This window comes from Flavobacterium sp., from assembly GCF_025352425.1.
Lineage (GTDB): Bacteria > Bacteroidota > Bacteroidia > Flavobacteriales > Flavobacteriaceae > Flavobacterium.
Window position 1 is genome coordinate 90771 of sequence record NZ_JANXTI010000008.1, and the last position, 17835, is coordinate 108605.

The following is a 17835-nucleotide window of genomic DNA, read 5'->3' on the forward strand; positions in this document are numbered from 1 at the left end:
CTTCCATTGCTGAAAGGGTTTAGTGAGTATTAATTTTAATTTTTAAGTAATCCATCAAATATAAAGAAAAAATCTTATACCAAACCACGGGAAATTACAATTCTTTGAATTTCTGAAGTTCCCTCATAAATTTGGGTAATTTTCGAGTCTCGCATCATGCGTTCTACATGGTATTCGGCAACATAGCCATTTCCTCCGTGAATTTGAACTGCTTCGTTTGCAACCTCCAAAGCAATTTCCGACGCGTATAGTTTTGCCATTGAACCCGAGTGCGCAATATCTTTTCCTTCATCCTTTTCGCAAGCCGCTTTCATAATCAGCAATTTGGCCGCTGTAATTTTCACAAACATGTCTGCCAATTTGAATGCAATTGCCTGATGTTTAAAAATTTCTTTGCCAAAAGCTTTTCTTTCGTGAGAATATTTTAATGCCATTTCATAAGCTCCGGTTGCAATTCCTAATGCTTGGGAAGCAATACCGATTCTTCCTCCGTTTAACACATTCATTGCGAAGTTGAAACCAAATCCGTCCGCACCAATTCTGTTTTCCTTTGGAACTTTAACATCGGCAAACATTAACGAATGTGTATCGCTTCCGCGGATTCCCATCTTCTTTTCCTTTGGACCAATTTCAAAACCTGCCCAGCCTTTTTCAACGATAAAAGCATTGATTCCTTTGTGCCCTTTTTCTACATCGGTTTGCGCAATCACTAAATAAGTCGAAGCCGTTGCGCCATTTGTAATCCAGTTTTTGGTTCCGTTTAGCAAATAGTAATCGCCCATATCTTTCGCGGTTGTTTTTTGAGAACTTGCATCACTTCCCGCTTCCGGCTCTGATAAACAAAATGCTCCAATAACTTCCCCTTTTGCTAATGGAACTAAATATTTCATTTTTTGTTCTTCCGAACAATATTTTTCCATTCCGGCACAAACCAAAGAATTGTTCACTGACATAATAACCGCAGCCGAAGCATCAACTTTTGCAATTTCGGTCAAGGCCAAAACATAAGAAACACTGTCTAAACCGGCACCACCATATTTTGGATCGACCATCATTCCTAAGAATCCTAATTCCGCCATCATTTTAACCTGCTCGGTTGGGAACTTTGAATGCTCGTCTCTTTCAATTACTCCAGGCAATAATTCCGCGATTGCAAAATCTCTCGCGGCTTGTTGAATCATTACTTGTTCTTCATTTAAATTAAAATCCATAGTTGTGAAGATTATGTGTTTCTATTCTTTAATTTTGGTGTCCAAAAGTATGATAATAATGTTAAAATTTCAAACGTTTTCGTAAATTTAGCCAATGCATAAAGAAACTTATAACGTTATCGGAGTTATGTCCGGCACATCGCTTGACGGCATCGATTTGGCACATATACATTTTTCAATAATTGATGGCAAATGGGATTTTACTATTCTTGAAACAGAAACCCTTTCGTATGACAATAACTGGCTCAATAAACTAAAAATTGCGGTTGATTTTTCTCAGGAAGAATTAAGGAAACTGAATCAAGATTATACGTTTCTTTTGGCCAATGTTATCAAAACCTTTATCGAAAAACATAATTTAAAAAACCTGGATGCCATTTGTTCTCATGGGCATACGATTCTGCATCAGCCACAAAACGGATTTACACTTCAGATTGGTAATCTTACTGAAATAGCAAAAATCCTTAATCAAACCGTAGTTTGTGATTTTCGGGTGCAGGATGTTGAGCTTGGTGGCCAAGGCGCACCTTTGGTTCCTATTGGTGACAGCATCTTGTTCGCTAAGTATGATTATTGTTTGAATTTGGGTGGATTTTCTAATGTTTCTTTTGAGCAAAATGGCAACCGAATTGCTTTTGATATTTCACCTGTGAATACGGTTCTGAATTTCTATGCGAATCAACTAGGATTTGATTATGACGATAAAGGCATGATTTCAAAATCAGGGAAACTAAATACAGATTTATTTAATGAATTAAACGGGTTGGATTATTACAAAAAACCGTTTCCAAAGTCATTAGGATTTGAATTTGTAAAAGCAATTGTTTTTCCGTTAATAGAAAAATATAGTATTCCAAACCAAGACAAAATGCGAACTTTTACCGAACACATCGCGCAACAAACAGCTTTAGCACTACCAAAAAAAGAAGGGAAACTATTAGCAACCGGCGGAGGAACCTATAATGATTTTTTGATGGAAAAAATGCAGTTTCATTTACCTCAAATCGAAATCATTATTCCTGATGCTAAGATTTTAGAATACAAGGAAGCCCTTATTTTTGCTTTGCTTGGCGTTTTGAAACTACGAAACGAAATCAATGTTTTAGCGAGTGTTACCGGAGCAAAACACAACCATTCTTCGGGAATTATTTTAAAATAAAAAACGCCACTCAATGAGCGGCGTTTTAATTTTATAAATTCAAGATTATTCCTTGATAAAACGTTTTACAACGGTTTGTCCATTTACTTCAAGTTCTAACATATAGAGGTTTGAGGTCAATCCGGAAACAGCAATTACACCATTTTGAACTGTTCCTTTAGCAACTTGCTGTCCTAGAGTATTTATAATTCTGTAGCTTGCGTTTTCTGAATCTGAAATATTCAATACATCCCCTTTTACAGGATTTGGATATAATCTGATTGTGTTTAGGTTAGCAGAAGCATTACTTGGACGGAACTACATTTTGAGTGATACGTATTCTCTTTTCATCAAAAACACAATTCTGAATCACTATATTTGCGCCACCAAACACGCTAATCTCATGAAAGAATTATTAAAAAAATTCGAAAATAAACAACCCGAAATAGTATTCAACTGGAAAGATTCCGAAACGGAAGCAGAAGGCTGGACAGTAATTAATTCCCTCCGTGGTGGCGCTGCCGGTGGCGGAACGCGAATGAGAAAAGGATTGGACATGAACGAAGTGCTATCGTTGGCAAAGACAATGGAAGTTAAATTTTCTGTTTCCGGCCCGGCAATTGGTGGTGCAAAATCGGGTATCAATTTCGATCCAAATGACCCTCGCAAAAAAGGGGTACTGCAACGTTGGTACAAAGCCGTTTCTCCATTATTAAAAAGTTATTATGGAACCGGCGGTGATTTGAATGTCGATGAGATTCATGAAGTAATTCCGTTCACGGAAGAATGTGGTGTATGGCACCCGCAGGAAGGCGTTTTCAACGGACATTTCAAACCTACTGAAGCTGATAAGATCAACCGCATCGGGCAATTACGCCAAGGTGTTGTTAAAGTAATAGAAAATCCTAAATTCTCTCCGGATGTTTTGCGTAAATATACAATTGCAGATATGATTACAGGTTATGGCGTTGCCGAAGCCGTTCGCCATTATTATACTATATATGGCGGCGATGTACAGGGTAAAAAAGCCATTGTTCAGGGTTTTGGAAATGTTGGTTCCGCTGCCGCTTTCTATCTTGCCGAAATGGGCGCAAAGATTATCGGGATAATCGACCGTGATGGTGGAATCATAAACGAAGAAGGTTATACTTTTGATGATATTAAAAGATTGTTCTTAAACAAAGACCGAAACAAACTGGTAGCGCAAAATATGATTCCGTTTGAAGAAATCAATCAAAAAATATGGACATTGGGCGCAGATATTTTTACACCCTGCGCGGCATCCCGTTTGGTAACCAAAGAACAAATTGACAATCTGATCAACAACGGTTTAGAAGTAATTTCCTGTGGTGCCAATGTGCCTTTTGCAGACAAAGAAATCTTCTTTGGCAGCATTATGGAAGAAACCGACAGCAAAGTAAGTTTGATTCCTGATTTTATTTCAAACTGTGGCATGGCAAGGGTCTTTGCTTATTTTATGGAGAAAAAAGTCCAAATGACCGACGAAGCTATCTTTTCTGATATTTCGGAAATAATAAAGGGAGCATTAGAAAAGGCACACAATTTGAATGCAGACAAAAAAAACATCAGCGCTACTGCTTTTGAAATTGCCCTGAAACAACTTGTCTAATAAAAAATATACGTTGCTATTACACAATAATTTGTATTTTTAAGCGTTATATCTATTAACGAACAAAACAAAAAGCCATGAGTTTTGAACTATCTCAAGATGACAAAAAATCGTTAGCCCTTACAACAGTGGTATATGCTTTATTAATTCTTTTACTTTTCCTATTGCGTTTTTGGCCTCCTGCTGACATGAAAATCATGGGCGGTGGTGGCGGTGGCGGCATCGAGATGAATTTTGGCGATAGCGATTTTGGCATGGGCGATAATTACAAAAGTGAAGTCTTAAACGTAAAAGAACAGGTTAAAGCAGCCTCAGCGACTACCCCGGATGAGGATGTGCTTTCAGATGATAACGCAGACGACAATGTTGTTGTGCCAAAGAAAGACAATGTCAAGACTCCGGTTCCGGTTAAAAAAGATGTAAAACCGGCCGTAGTAAAACCAAAGGTTTCTAAAAATGCGAATGATGCTCTATCGAGTATTCTAGGCAATAAAGGTGGTGATGGTAATGATACTAAAAACGGCAATAAAGGAAGCGCAAGTGGTAATTTAGATTCAAACGGTTATTACGGGAACGGAAGCGGCACAGGGACTGGTGGCGGAAAAGGCTCTGGCAATGGAACAGGGACAGGTTCAGGGACGGGCACCGGGACAGGTTCAGGAAATGGTGGTGGAAACGGAAGCGGTTCAGGCTATTCATTGGGTAATCGAAAAGCGCTAAACAAACCCCAACCGGATTATACCTGTCAGGAGCAAGGCCGGGTCGCAGTTCAGGTAACAGTTGACAGAAATGGAAATACGGTAAGTGTGACAGCCGGAGTTCAGGGAACAACTAACACCGCAAGATGCTTACTCGACCAAGCTAAGATTGCTGCAATGAATACAAAATGGCAAGCCGACAGTAATGCGCCGGAAACCCAGGTCGGAAAAATAATTTACACCTTCAGCCTGAACTAATTTCTATGAAATCAATAATCTTTGTTTTATTATTAACCTTCACTATTCCCTGTTTTTCGCAGATTAAAAAAAATCTTTACCACGAGAAAACCGCAAACGGATATAAGGTTTTAGCAGACAACGATGAGTTTTGTCCAATTTCCATGCTGATAGACTTCAAACTTACAAACCTTTCATCGTCCAATGGCAATCACAAAATTTTTGTTGTCCCGGCTAAGACAAAAGGGTTTGTTATCACTACACTTGAACAAGTCAAACCCAATAGCGGTGGTGGCTTTACCACAAAATCTAAGGTCAACTATGGAGATAGCACCATCACCAATCCTATCGATTACAACTATTCCCTTCCGTTTCAAAAGGGAAGTTCGTTTTCTATTTTCCAAGGGTATAATGGAAGCTTTTCGCATCAAAATGAAAATTCACTTGACTTCACAATGCCGGTTGGAACAAGTATCCTCGCAGCCAGAGACGGAATCGTAGTAAAGGTGGTTGAAAACAATAATCAAAATTGTGGAGTCAGAAGCTGTGCCGCCTTTAACAATTATATCCTGCTGTATCATAACGACGGTACCTTTTCGCAATACGTTCATTTAAAACAAAACGGAGCAGCTGTGGAAGAAGGGGATGTTGTTAAGGAAAATGATTTAATAGGCTACAGCGGAAATATAGGCTGGTCCAATGGACCGCATTTACATTTTATGGTTTTTATCCAACGAATAGATAAACCTGAAACCCTAAAAACTAAGTTCAAAATAAACGACGGAACCGAATCGGTAATCTTAAAGGAAAAAACAACATATACGAGAAACTATTAATTACAAAAACCCATCTTGCTCCAAAAACGAGACGGGTTTCTTTTAAGTTTAAATAAGATTTACCAGTTTTCTGCTTTCTTCTTCTTATCCATAAAGGCAATCAGGCTTTTATTCAAATCATTAAAAAGTGATTCATAAGCCACGGGAACCTCATCTTTATATTTTTTCAACGTACCATCCTTATCATAATACTCTGAAAAATCATCCAGATTGTGGACAACAGTATTAATGGAATTATTGGCTTTTTCACTTAAGCCAACAGCTTCCAATTTGTATTTTCCATCTTTAAAAGTGATGGCAATGGTAAAGGTGGCGAATGTGCACACATTTGTCCCTCCGGCCTTACTGCAAATAAAATTTTGCTTCACGCCTTCAATAACAAGTTTCTCATTTTCGTTTTCGACAGAGGAAACCACAACGAAGTTTACAAAGCTTTTTTTGCTGGTGTCTTTGACCCATGCTAATGCTCTGTTGTACGTATCTTTCGCAGATCCATCATAATTGGTTACAATAAAATCGGTTAGTCCTTCTTTCGAAAATTTAAATTCGGTTTCCTGCGCAAAAGTTGATACCGTTACAAATGCCATCAAAAGTAAAGTTTTCAGTTTCATATGCTAAATTATTTAATTTTATAAAGCTTATTTCGGACTCGTGGCTATCACAAACTTCAGTTTGTTCTTCACTCCTATTTGCAATACATCAACCAGGTCTTGCACCTGCATCGTAGCCGGAATTCTAATTATTACCGTTTGTTGCTTTTCGGGATCCATTAATTCAAGTAATCGGGATTCCAATTGTTCCAAAAGCACTTCCTCTTTGTCAATGAAATATCTTTTTTCTTCGGTTACAGATAATGTAATAAGTTGCTTGTTTGTCTTCTCGTTGGTTTTCGATTTTGGCAATGTCATTCTGATAACATTTGGATTTGCCAATGTTGAGATGATTAAGAAAAACAGCAACAGGAAAAACATAATGTCGCTCAAAGAGGATGTGGCGACTTCTGCGTGAAATCGTTTATTTCGCTTTATTGCCATTTGGTCTTTGAATTATATTTACAAATTCTAATATTTGTTTTTGGATGGATAATGAAAACGCATCAATTTTTCCATTGAATAAGTGATAAGCGCTGTAGGCAATAATCCCAACTATCAAACCGGCTCCACTACTAATCATTTTTTCATATAATCCTCCTGAAATATTTCCGATACTAATGTCTTCCGTTACCGAAATACTATAGAAGATTTTAATAACTCCGGAAATAGTTCCGATAAAACCTAATGTTGGTGCAATACCGGCAATCAGGCCTAATTGTCCTAATTTCTTTTCCATATAGCCAATTTCGATATTAGTCGCACGTTCCATATTTGATTCTATTTCCCCAATATGCCTCCCAATTGTTAGCACACCTTCTTTTATGATTGCTCCTTGAGAGTTACCCGTTCTTTCGGCCGAAGAAACTGCCATTTCAATGTTAGCATTATTCAAATGATTACGAATATCTTTCATCAGATGATTATCGATTTTAGCTGCTTTGTGGATATACAAATAGCGCTCAAAAACGAGGTAGATGGTATAGAATAACAAAATGGCAATTGGGATTAGGAACAGACCACCTTTAAAAATAAATTCCAAAACCGAAACTTCATTGGTTAAAGCAGCATTTGCTTTATCTACTGTAGGAAGCGCTTGAGCTAAAGTGTCAGCTTGTAATTGTAAAAACGTGCTTATCATATTTATCTGATTTATGGCAATTAATTCTGAAAATAATTTCAATTTTGTGCTTTCGAATACGCATCACAATATAAACGAAAAAAAACGTATAAAAGTATATTGACCGCCAATTTTTTCCGAAAATTATGAACTATAAAGAAACACTCAATTGGATGTTTAACAAATTGCCGATGTATCAAGCACAAGGTGCCACAGCGTATAGAGAGGACATTACCAATACTGTTTTGTTAGCCAGACATTTGAGAAATCCGGAACTTCGCCTGAAATGCATTCACGTGGCGGGAACCAATGGAAAAGGTTCTACTTCACATTTATTGGCATCGGTTTTACAGGAAGCCGGGTATAAAGTCGGTTTATATACTTCGCCTCATTTAAAAGACTACCGCGAAAGAATTGCCATCAACGGAATACCTATTTCCGAAGATTATGTTTGTGATTTTATAAATAAAAACAAACCGTTTTTCGAAGCCAATGAATTGAGTTTTTTTGAAATGAGCGTCGGATTGGCTTTTGAGTATTTCGTAGCCGAACTAACTGACATCAATATTATTGAAGTCGGAATGGGAGGCCGATTGGACTCAACTAATATCATTACTCCATTAATTTCGGTTATTACCAATATCGGACTTGATCATACTCAATTTTTGGGAAACACGCTGGAAGCCATTGCTTTTGAAAAAGCCGGCATTATCAAACCAAATATTCCTGTGGTTATTGGCGAATATACTGCTGAAACTAAACCTGTATTTCTGGTCAAAGCCAAAGAAACCAATTCCGAAATATATTTTGCTTCCGATTTAATACAAGAGGATTACCCATCTGCCTTGCTTGGCGATTATCAAATTCAAAATAAGAAAACTGTTTTGCAAACCCTAAAAGTATTGCGGGGCAACGAGTTACTATCTGTATCTGAAACCGACATTAAAAATGGCTTTTTGAATGTGGTTAAAAATACAAGATTACAAGGCAGATGGCAACAACTGGGAGACAATCCAAAGATTATTTGCGATACTGCGCATAATGCTCACGGATTGACAATAGTCATAAATCAATTGAAAAAGGAGCACTACAAACGGTTACATATTGTTTTGGGATTGGTCAATGACAAAAACCTCGATGAAATTCTGCCATTATTTCCTAGACAAGCTATTTATTATTTTTGCAAACCAAATATTTCGAGAGGATTAGACGAAATAATTTTAAAAGAAAAAGCAGCGGACTTTAATCTTATCGGCGAAACATACATTTCTGTATCAAATGCTTATCAGGTTGCTATAGAAAATGCAAATAGTAATGACCTAATTTATATTGGCGGAAGCACATTTGTAGTTGCAGAAATTTTATAATTTTTATCGAATATGTTTGCAATATTAAAAAAGTAGTCTATATTTGCACTCGCATTAGGGCGATTAGCTCAGTTGGTTCAGAGCATCTCGTTTACACCGAGAGGGTCGGGGGTTCGAATCCCTCATCGCCCACAAAAAAAACCGAAACTTACGTTTCGGTTTTTTTATTTTATGGCGGCGTCAAAAGCTCGCTTTTGTAAACCGTTATAAAATAAAAAAACAACTTGTTGCAAACAAGTTTGGTTTTGTTGTGCAGGGCAAACCACTTGGGAACAGCGTAGCTAATCCCAGTTACATTTACAAGCTAAAGCTGTTTACCTGAAGCCCACTGGGCTTCCTCCTTTTAATTTCAAATCTCATCGCCCACAAAAAAAACCGAAACTAACGTTTCGGTTTTTTTATTTTATGGCGGTGTCAGAAGCTCGCTTTGTAAACCGTTATAAAATTAAAACTTGTTGCAAACAAGTTTGGTTTGTTGTGCAAGTCAAACCACTTGGGAACAGCGTAGCTAATCCCTTAAAATCTCCAGTAGTTTCACAGAAACTCCAATGCTCGCTCTAAAGCCATTCCCCTGGAACCTTTAATAAGAAGTGTCCGATTTTCCAATTTTACCGAAGAAAGATATTGGGCAAATTCTTCAAATGTATTATAAAAATGGAAGTGCTCATTTTGAATACCGTTTGCAAAAAAATCCTTGCCAACAAAATGACATTCAAAAGAACTGTTTTGATCCAAAAAATCAACAATGGCTTTATGTTCAGCAAGGCTTTCTACACCTAACTCATACATATCGCCGATGATAATATATTTGTTCCTTTTGTCTAATTGAATGAAGTTTTCCAAGGCAACCATCATACTGCTTGGATTGGCGTTATAAGCATCAAGGATGATTTCGTTAGAGCCTTTTTTTAGTAATTGAGAACGATTGTTTTCGGGAATATAATCTTCAATTGCGGCTTTTATGTCACCTGTGGGAACTTCAAAATGGTTTCCTATTGTAATTGCCGCGTTTATATTATTAGCGTTGTAGAATCCAATTAAATGAGAATTGATTTCAACTCCAAGTGTTTCAATTTTAACAAAAAGATTTGCCGTAACATCTTTTATAAAAACGCTCGCACTTTGATTATTTTGGCTAAAGGTAATTCTATTGAAATCTATAGTTTTATGGTTTTGAATTTCGTCATCAAGATTTACAAAAACAGACTTATCATTAGATTTTAGATAAGCATACATTTCACTCTTCCCTTTTATCACACCTTCTACTCCACCAAAACCCTCGAGATGCGCTTTGCCAAAATTGGTAATATAACCATAATCGGGCTGGGCAATTTCGCATAAAAATTCTATTTCCTTTTGGTGATTGGCGCCCATTTCTACAATGCCCATTTTAGTTTTATTGGTAAAAGAAAGGAGAGTTAACGGAACTCCAATATGATTGTTTAAATTTCCAATTGTGGCTTTTGTATTGAATTTTTTTGACAGAACGACATTGATTAATTCCTTTGTCGTGGTTTTTCCGTTGCTTCCTGTCAAGGCAATGACAGGGAGTTTTAAATATTGTCTATGAAATTTTGCCAACTCCTGAAGCGTTGCTAAACTATTTTCCACCAAAATTGTTCTGTCATCAATATAATAGTCGGCGTTATCAATGACAACATAACTTGCTCCTTTTTCTAATGCTTCTTTGGCAAAAGTATTAGCGTCAAAACGTTCTCCTTTGATGGCCACAAAAAAAGAGTTAGGTTCAATCTTTCTTGTATCGATTGAAACTTTGCTGCATTTTAAAAATAAATCATGAATATTCTGAATGGTCATTTCGCAAAATAGTTAAAATAAAAAAGCCCTTAAAAATAGGGCTTTTTTGTTATTATTCATAAAACTAAAAACTAGTTTCTTGCTCTTTTCTTTTTATCAGCTTTTGCACCTACTCTTGACATAGCACATCTGAATCCGATGTAATCTGTTGCGATGTCTTGTGGATAATATCTTCTTTGTGCAGGATCTAACCAATACGCTCTGTCTCTCCAGGAACCTCCTTTGTAAACTCTAACATCATCATTTACTAAAGTGGTACGCTTATTTGAATGGTCATATTTTTTAACCATATTCCCTAAACTATCAGTAGATACATTATGTTTAGGAGAATCGTACATTCTTTGGTCGTCTCTCAATTTACCTTTTTCATCACCTTCTTCTGAACCACCAAATTTGAAATATCTTGTTGATTGTTTATCACCATCACGATAGTTTCTGTTGTCTGATTTGTCAAAGTTTTGTCTCAAATAAGTTTCTTTATCATCAACCGGAACTTGCGCAATTTGTCCAGGGAAATTTCTAGATACAATTTTACCGTTTGATAAAGTATCAAATTTTTGGGTTTCAGCAGTAACTAATTCTACTTTACCGTCTTCACCAATTTTGTCTTTCATGTAAACGTTACCTCTGTAGTAATTGAAATCATTTGCTTCATCATCTACAATAGGTCTGTAAACATCGGCAACCCATTCTGCTACGTTTCCTGCCATATCATACAATCCGAAATCGTTTGGAGGATATGATTTAACTTTGTTAGTGATATCCGCACCGTCATCAGACCATCCGGCAATTCCACCGTAATCTCCTTTTCCTTGTTTAAAGTTAGCCAATTGATCACCTCTAACCTGTCTTTTTCCTGAACGTGTATAACTTCCGGACCAAGGATATTTCTTTTGCCCTTTGTAGGCGTTGTATTCTCTTTGTCCTACATCAGCAGCAGCAGCATATTCCCACTCCGCTTCAGTCGGTAATCTATATTCAGGTAAAAACAAACCGGAAGTTCTTTGCGCATATACATTTTTAGCGCTATTACCAGCTGTGTTATTGGCGCCAGGAGTACTACTTGCTTTTGGAGCAGTTCCTCTTCCTTTACCTTTTTTCAAAACAAGTTTTTCATCTCCCCCTTTTGCAGTAGATGGCGAAGCAAGATAAGCCTCGGTACTGAAAACTTTGTCAGCGGTCATATCTGTAACTTTGGAATCTTTTTTCAAATAACGTTGGTCTTCAAGAATTTTTTCGTTTACACGCTCCGTTCTCCATTTCGCAAATTCCGTCGCCTGAATCCAGTTAACTCCAACTACAGGATATTCAGCGTAAGCCGGATGTCTCAAATAGTTTTCTGTCATCGTTTCATTATATCCCAATCTATTTCTCCACACTAAGGTATCCGGAGAAGCACCTTCATATATGTTTTTATAATTTTCCTGTTCTGGCGGGAAAACTGTTTTTAGCCAATTTAAGTATTCCATATACATCATATTGGTTACTTCAGTTTCGTCCATGTAGAAAGACATCACGTGTTGCTGATTTGGCGTATTATTCCAATCATGCATCACATCATCCTGAACTTTACCCATGGTAAATGTCCCACCTTCAACCAGAACTAAACCTGGTCCCGTTGCTTGTTTTTTAAATTTTGAAGCATATTGAAAACCTCCCTTTTTATCGTTGATTTTCCAACCGGTTGCTCTTGAACCGCCTTTTGATTCAGACTTTTTACTACAACTCGTAAAACCGACCATTATCACTAATGATAGTAATAATTTTACTGCTATAATTTTGTTTACTTTCATATTCATAGTAGGTATAAATTTCGAGGCGCAATATAAGTATTTACCATTAAATTGCAACAACTTTTTTTAATTAATACTGAATTCGCTCCCTAAGCGGATTTTATATATAACGCAAAATTAATAGTTTTATTGTATTTTGTCTCAAAAAAAATATTTTTTTGTTTTTTTATACTAATTTTCGAAAAAATCCGTTTACTGTATACTTATGAGAAGGATTATTACTTTTTGCTTACTGCTTTTGAGCACATTCTTAGCCATTGCCCAAGATCAGGGAAACGTTTCAGTGAATTGGACAGACAAGAAAGAATTGTCTTATGGCCGAATGTCGTATATGGTTCCTCAGTTTAATCCTCAAAACTACGAGTTCGATGTTTATTCCAAAACGGTATCTTTTTCTTTGACAATGTCCTTAAACAATAAGGTGAGTGAAAATGGAATTCAAATAACCAATCTTGTATTTGAACCTATTCTCGAAAGCCAGCTTGGAGATATTTCCAAAAAAAATATTCCGTCCAGTTTTAAATCGACTTTTAAAAGCTATAATGCCAGAGACAAGTATTATGGGAAAATTACGCTTACGCCTATAGTTAAGGAAGGAAACTCTTTTAAAAAACTAATTTCATTTAACTATACAGTTCCACAAAACGCGGCAAAGGCACAAGCTCCTAACAATATTACCGCCATCGAAAACTCTGTTTTAAGCACTGGGAATTGGTATCGGTTCTATGTTCAAAAATCAGGAGTGTACAAAATAACCAAAAGCTTTCTTCAAAGTTTAGGACTTGATACCAATGTTGACCCACGAAAAATAAAAATCTATGGCAATGGCGGAAGAATGCTACCGCTACTGAACTCTGTGGACTACCCTATCGATTTAACCGAAAACGCCATTCAGGTTATCGGCGAAAGCGATGGCGTTTTTGATAGCCCGGATTTTATTCTCTTTTATGCAGAAGGTATGGATACCTGGAGTGACGATTACAAAAGCAGCTTAAACATCTATGCTGATAAATCCTATTATTATGTAACAACGCAAGGTGATGTTGGAAAGCGAATTGTTGATATAACACAACCAACAGGAGTTGCAACACCTATAACCACTTTTGACGATTATCAGTTTCACGAAATTGACGAAGTAAATGTTGAAAAATTAGGCAGAATTTGGTTTGGCGAAGGCTTTAGCGTTGACAACGTACAGGATTTTCAATTTAAATTTCCAAATATTGTAACCTCATCGCCTATTGAAATAAGAACGCATGTTGCTGCCGTAACTTCGACTACCAATAATTTTAAAATAGAAGCCAACTCCCAATTGGTTGGAAATATCTCTCTCGATCCCGGAAGTAGTAGCGATGCCCTAATTATAGAAAAGAATTTTTTTTCAAATGCCAATGTATCTACCGAAGATGTTACCATCAAAGTAACTTTTGATAATGGTGGCGTGCCAAGTTCGAGAGGCTATTTAGATTACATCAACATTAAAGCCAAGAGAAATCTTCAGGCATTCGGAAAACAATTTAAATTTCAATTTGACCAGGCAGCTTCGCTAACAGGTGTTGGCGAATACCAGCTTTCAAATGCGTCATCAATCTCCCAAATTTGGGACATCACCGATAGGTTTAACGTAACCAAAGTAGAAAACACATCGTCCAGCGCGTTTTCATTTAAATCGTATATGGGAGAAATTCGGAAATATGTCGCCATTGACAATTCCGATTATTATACGCCATCAAAAGATTCGAAATCAAAAGTGGATAACCAAAATTTAAAAGGGACCGTTTTTAATAATGCTCAGGGGCAGTGGCAGAAAATTGACTATTTAATTATTACCCCGAAATTTTTAAATATTCAAGCCGAAAAATTAGCTGCTTTTCATCGAAGTTATTCCAATTTGAATGTGAAAGTAGTAAATCTGGAAAGCATTTATCCCGAATTTGCATCCGGAAAACAAGATATCGGTGCGATTAGAAATTTTGTGAAATATGTTTATTTCAATGCTCCAATAGGAGAACGTGTAAAATATGTAAACCTTTTTGGAGACGCATCCTATGATTTTAAAGACCGCATTCCCAATAACACCAATATCGTCCCGATATATCAGGCATTAAACAGTTATACCGAATCACAATCGTCATTTGCATCTGATGATTTTTTTGGAATGATGGATGACGACGAAGGCCGATTAGATTATGGAAATACCTCATTTAATGGCAGTACCAACATCACTTTTGATTTAGGTGGAATTGATATTGCTGTCGGACGAATGATTGTGAGTACAACCCAACAGGCCGATGAAATGGTAAACAAAGTAATTGAATACAATGATTTGAAATCTTATGGTAGCTGGCGAACCAATTATGTCGCCATAGCTGATGATTCAGACAAACCTTCTGATGCGACATTGCAGCTAAAGCAAAACAATCTTACTGATGTTCTGGTTGCCCAAAAACCATTTATCAATTTCAAAAAAATATTGCTTGATTCGTATGAGCAGGAAACTTCAGCCGGAGGAAAACGATACCCAAAAGCAAGAGAAGAAATTTTTGCTGCTTTTGAAAAAGGTGCGTTAGTGTTCAATTATTTAGGACATGGTGGTGAAGATGGTTTATCCGGTGAACGAATTTGGGAAAAATCAGATGGCCAAAACTTGAGTAACCGATACAAATACCCACTTTTTATAACGATTACTTGCGATTTTTCGAGATTTGATAACCCCTATCGTCCAACTGCCGGCGAATACACCTACTGGAATCCAAGAGGTGGTGCTATATCAATGATAACTACCGTTCGTTCTATAGATCAGGGAAATGCAGAAGTATTTAATGACAAGCTTTCTGAATATTTATTTTCGTACGGTAGCGACAATTATACAACCATTGCAGAAGCGCTTCGCCTTGCCAAAAACTTTAGCTCAACTACCGCCAGCAACGTGGTGTTTTACTTGGGCGATCCAGCCTTAATGTTGGCAATTCCTCGTCCAAAAGTGGTTTTGACTAAAGTAAATGACATGCCAATTACTGGACCAATAGCTGACTTACAATCCTTGGCTTTTGTTAAATTAGCCGGAGAAGTTTTAGACGAAAATAATAATCCATTGCCAACATATAACGGTGACTTATCAGTTAATATATTTGATAAAAACGTAATACGCACTACGCTCAACAATGACAACAATAGTCCATCAATGACTTTTACAAATTTGGGGGAAACTATTTTTAGGGGAAATGCTTCTATTACAAGTGGAAATTTTGAATTCGGATTTGTAGTTCCAAGAGATATCAGGATTCCTGTTGGCAACGGAAGAATTAGTTTTTACGCCAAAAGAAATCAGATTCATTTAGACAAAGCAGGTTACAATACAGATATTAAAATTGGAGGAATCAACACAAGCGCTGTTGCTGATAATACAGGCCCAACGGTAAAGCTTTATATGAATGATGAAACTTTTGTTAATGGTGGTATTACAAATGAATCTCCTTTTTTTCTGGCCAAACTCGAAGACGAACATGGAATAAATACGGCAAGTGGAATTGGTCATGATATCGTCGGTATCCTTGACGGTGATGAAACAAAACCTTACATCATGAATGATTATTATCAAACTGAACTGGATGATTACACAAAAGGCAGGGTTTATTTTCCGTTACGGAATTTAGCGGTTGGTTTACATACAATTACTTTTAAAGCTTGGGATGTTTATAATAATCCAATAACCTCCGAAATTCAATTTGTAGTGGTTGGTGATGAAAACATTGCCCTCGAACATGTATTAAATTACCCAAACCCTTTTGTGAGTTATACCGAATTTTGGTTTTCCCACAACAGGCCATTTGAACCATTGGATGTCCAGGTGCAGGTAATGACCATCACTGGTAAAATTGTCTGGACCAAAAATCAAACAGTCACCACAGATGGTTTTCTGTCGAGAGACATAACCTGGGATGGCAAAGATGATTTCGGAGACCGTATTGGGAAAGGTGTATATGTCTATAAATTAACAGTAAAGTCCACTTTATCGAACAAAAAAGCAGAAAGAATAGAAAAACTTGTAATCCTATAGGAAAATAGTATCTTTGTTAACCTTTATAAAAATGAAAATGAAAAAAATCGCAATCTTATTTATATTAACCTCACAACTTATCATTGCACAACAAACACAAAGAAGTACTCAAGATAGCCGGGTTATTACTACGGGCGTTCCGTTTCTTCTAGTAGCTGCTGATGCACGCGCTGCCGGTATGGCAGACCAGGGAGTTGCTACTTCTACAGATGCTTTCTCACAACAATGGAATCCTGCAAAATATGCATTTGCCACAGACAAACAAGGCTTTACAGCAAGTTACACGCCTTATTTAACTAACTTAGTTAACGATATTTCATTGGGACAAGCGACCTATTATAACAGAATAAATGAAAGAAGTGCATTTGCAGTTAGCTTACGCTATTTTGGTTTAGGTGAAATCGAATTAAGACAAAATGCAGAGGATCCTGCGCAAATTGTTAAGCCAAATGAATTAGCATTTGATGGTTCATATTCTTTGAAATTAAGTGAGCGATTTTCCATGGCAATTGCCGGAAGATATATTCGTTCTGCTTTAAGAATTCCTTCAGGCGAGTCCACCGATTCCAAACCCGCTAGTTCTTTTGCTGTTGATGTCGCAGGTTATTATGTAGGTGAAGAAGCAGCTTTCTCAAGTTTTAATGGCCGTTTGCGACTTGGTTTTAATTTCCAAAATATGGGACCTAAAATTAATTATGATGCTGGAGCCTCTGACGATAACAGTGCCAACTTCCTTCCAGCCAACATGAGAATTGGTGCTGGTTATGATTTTATACTTGACGATTTCAACAAAGTATCTGTAAGCGTTGAGTTTGCAAAACTTTTAGTACCAACTCCTCCTTATAGAGTAGACCCTGTTTCAGTTGCGCCAGTTGATTCAAATGGTAATGGAAATAACACTGACCCTGAAGAAATAGCTGCTGCTAACGCAACAAATGCAGCCAACGTAACTGCTGCTAATGATGAAAATACATCTAATAGAGCTAAGTATAACAAAATCAACTGGGTTTCCGGTATCTTTTCCTCATTTGGAGATGCGCCCGGAGGCTTCAGCGAAGAACTAAAAGAGTTTACCTATTCTGTTGGGACAGAATATTTATATCAGGACTCATTTGCTTTTCGTTTAGGATATTTCCATGAAAGCCCAATAAAAGGAGCCAGAAAATTTTTCTCACTTGGAGCGGGCTTCAAATACAACGTAGTTAAAGTCGATGTATCGTATTTATTCTCAGCATCAAAAGTGAAAAACCCATTAGAAAACACACTTCGTTTCTCATTATCGTTTGCCTTTGGCGACAAATACGAAGATTATTAGTAGTGCTAAATTATAAAAATAA

At 36.9% G+C, this 17835-nt stretch carries 14 protein-coding genes and 1 tRNA gene; 8 read left to right on the plus strand and 7 right to left on the minus strand.

Annotated features, from left to right (window positions below):
• Positions 1–74 precede the first annotated feature (74 nt).
• On the minus strand, positions 75–1211 hold the full coding sequence (locus tag Q0Q99_RS01215) for an acyl-CoA dehydrogenase family protein (protein ID WP_293890149.1): 1137 nt from the start codon (positions 1209–1211) through the stop codon (positions 75–77).
• A 94-nt stretch (positions 1212–1305) separates the two neighbouring features.
• Here Q0Q99_RS01215 and Q0Q99_RS01220 point away from each other — a divergent pair, with 94 nt between their 5' ends.
• Entirely contained in the window at positions 1306–2370 is a 1065-nt protein-coding gene (locus Q0Q99_RS01220) for an anhydro-N-acetylmuramic acid kinase (RefSeq protein ID WP_293890151.1), read from the plus strand.
• Between the two features lie 45 nt (positions 2371–2415).
• Here the strand turns inward: Q0Q99_RS01220 and Q0Q99_RS01225 are convergent, their stop codons facing one another.
• Complete coding sequence (locus tag Q0Q99_RS01225) at positions 2416–2631, minus strand: T9SS type A sorting domain-containing protein (protein ID WP_293890183.1); 216 nt, start codon at positions 2629–2631, stop codon at positions 2416–2418.
• Positions 2632–2752: 121 nt separating this feature from the next.
• Between Q0Q99_RS01225 and Q0Q99_RS01230 the strand changes: the two genes are divergently transcribed.
• The 3 genes from Q0Q99_RS01230 to Q0Q99_RS01240 all read left to right on the plus strand — a co-directional run bounded on the left by Q0Q99_RS01230 (position 2753) and on the right by Q0Q99_RS01240 (position 5750).
• On the plus strand, positions 2753–3979 hold the full coding sequence (locus tag Q0Q99_RS01230; RefSeq protein ID WP_293890153.1) for a Glu/Leu/Phe/Val dehydrogenase dimerization domain-containing protein: 1227 nt from the start codon (positions 2753–2755) through the stop codon (positions 3977–3979).
• Between the two features lie 77 nt (positions 3980–4056).
• Complete coding sequence (locus tag Q0Q99_RS01235) at positions 4057–4935, plus strand: energy transducer TonB (protein WP_293890155.1); 879 nt, start codon at positions 4057–4059, stop codon at positions 4933–4935.
• Positions 4936–4940: 5 nt separating this feature from the next.
• Positions 4941–5750 (plus strand): M23 family metallopeptidase, encoded by an 810-nt coding sequence (locus Q0Q99_RS01240; protein ID WP_293890157.1) that lies wholly within the window; start codon positions 4941–4943, stop codon positions 5748–5750.
• Between the two features lie 59 nt (positions 5751–5809).
• Here the strand turns inward: Q0Q99_RS01240 and Q0Q99_RS01245 are convergent, their stop codons facing one another.
• From Q0Q99_RS01245 to Q0Q99_RS01255, 3 genes are read right to left on the minus strand one after another with little or no spacing between them, the layout of a single operon-like run.
• Positions 5810–6361: a DUF4468 domain-containing protein gene (locus Q0Q99_RS01245; RefSeq protein WP_293890159.1), complete on the minus strand. Its 552-nt coding sequence runs from the start codon at positions 6359–6361 to the stop codon at positions 5810–5812.
• Positions 6362–6388: 27 nt separating this feature from the next.
• Positions 6389–6784, minus strand: a complete 396-nt coding sequence (locus Q0Q99_RS01250) for a biopolymer transporter ExbD (protein ID WP_293890161.1) — start codon at positions 6782–6784, stop codon at positions 6389–6391.
• Entirely contained in the window at positions 6765–7478 is a 714-nt protein-coding gene (locus tag Q0Q99_RS01255; RefSeq protein ID WP_293890185.1) for a MotA/TolQ/ExbB proton channel family protein, read from the minus strand. The genes Q0Q99_RS01250 and Q0Q99_RS01255 overlap by 20 nt, the downstream gene beginning before the upstream one ends.
• A gap of 128 nt (positions 7479–7606) precedes the next feature.
• On the opposite strand from Q0Q99_RS01255, the gene Q0Q99_RS01260 reads away from it, so the two are divergent.
• Positions 7607–8827: a folylpolyglutamate synthase/dihydrofolate synthase family protein gene (locus tag Q0Q99_RS01260; protein WP_293890163.1), complete on the plus strand. Its 1221-nt coding sequence runs from the start codon at positions 7607–7609 to the stop codon at positions 8825–8827.
• Positions 8828–8884: 57 nt separating this feature from the next.
• Positions 8885–8959, plus strand: a tRNA-Val gene (locus tag Q0Q99_RS01265).
• 402 nt (positions 8960–9361) lie between these two features.
• On the opposite strand, the gene murF is transcribed toward Q0Q99_RS01265, so the two are convergent.
• Both murF and gldJ read right to left on the minus strand, forming a co-directional pair.
• A complete protein-coding gene (gene murF, locus Q0Q99_RS01270; protein WP_293890165.1) occupies positions 9362–10645 on the minus strand; it encodes a UDP-N-acetylmuramoyl-tripeptide--D-alanyl-D-alanine ligase in 1284 nt (427 codons plus the stop codon).
• Between the two features lie 71 nt (positions 10646–10716).
• Positions 10717–12438 (minus strand): gliding motility lipoprotein GldJ, encoded by a 1722-nt coding sequence (gldJ, locus tag Q0Q99_RS01275; protein ID WP_293890187.1) that lies wholly within the window; start codon positions 12436–12438, stop codon positions 10717–10719.
• 205 nt (positions 12439–12643) lie between these two features.
• Here gldJ and porU point away from each other — a divergent pair, with 205 nt between their 5' ends.
• Complete coding sequence (porU, locus tag Q0Q99_RS01280; RefSeq protein WP_293890167.1) at positions 12644–16498, plus strand: type IX secretion system sortase PorU; 3855 nt, start codon at positions 12644–12646, stop codon at positions 16496–16498.
• 37 nt (positions 16499–16535) lie between these two features.
• A complete protein-coding gene (gene porV / locus Q0Q99_RS01285; protein ID WP_293890169.1) occupies positions 16536–17813 on the plus strand; it encodes a type IX secretion system outer membrane channel protein PorV in 1278 nt (425 codons plus the stop codon).
• Positions 17814–17835 lie beyond the last annotated feature (22 nt).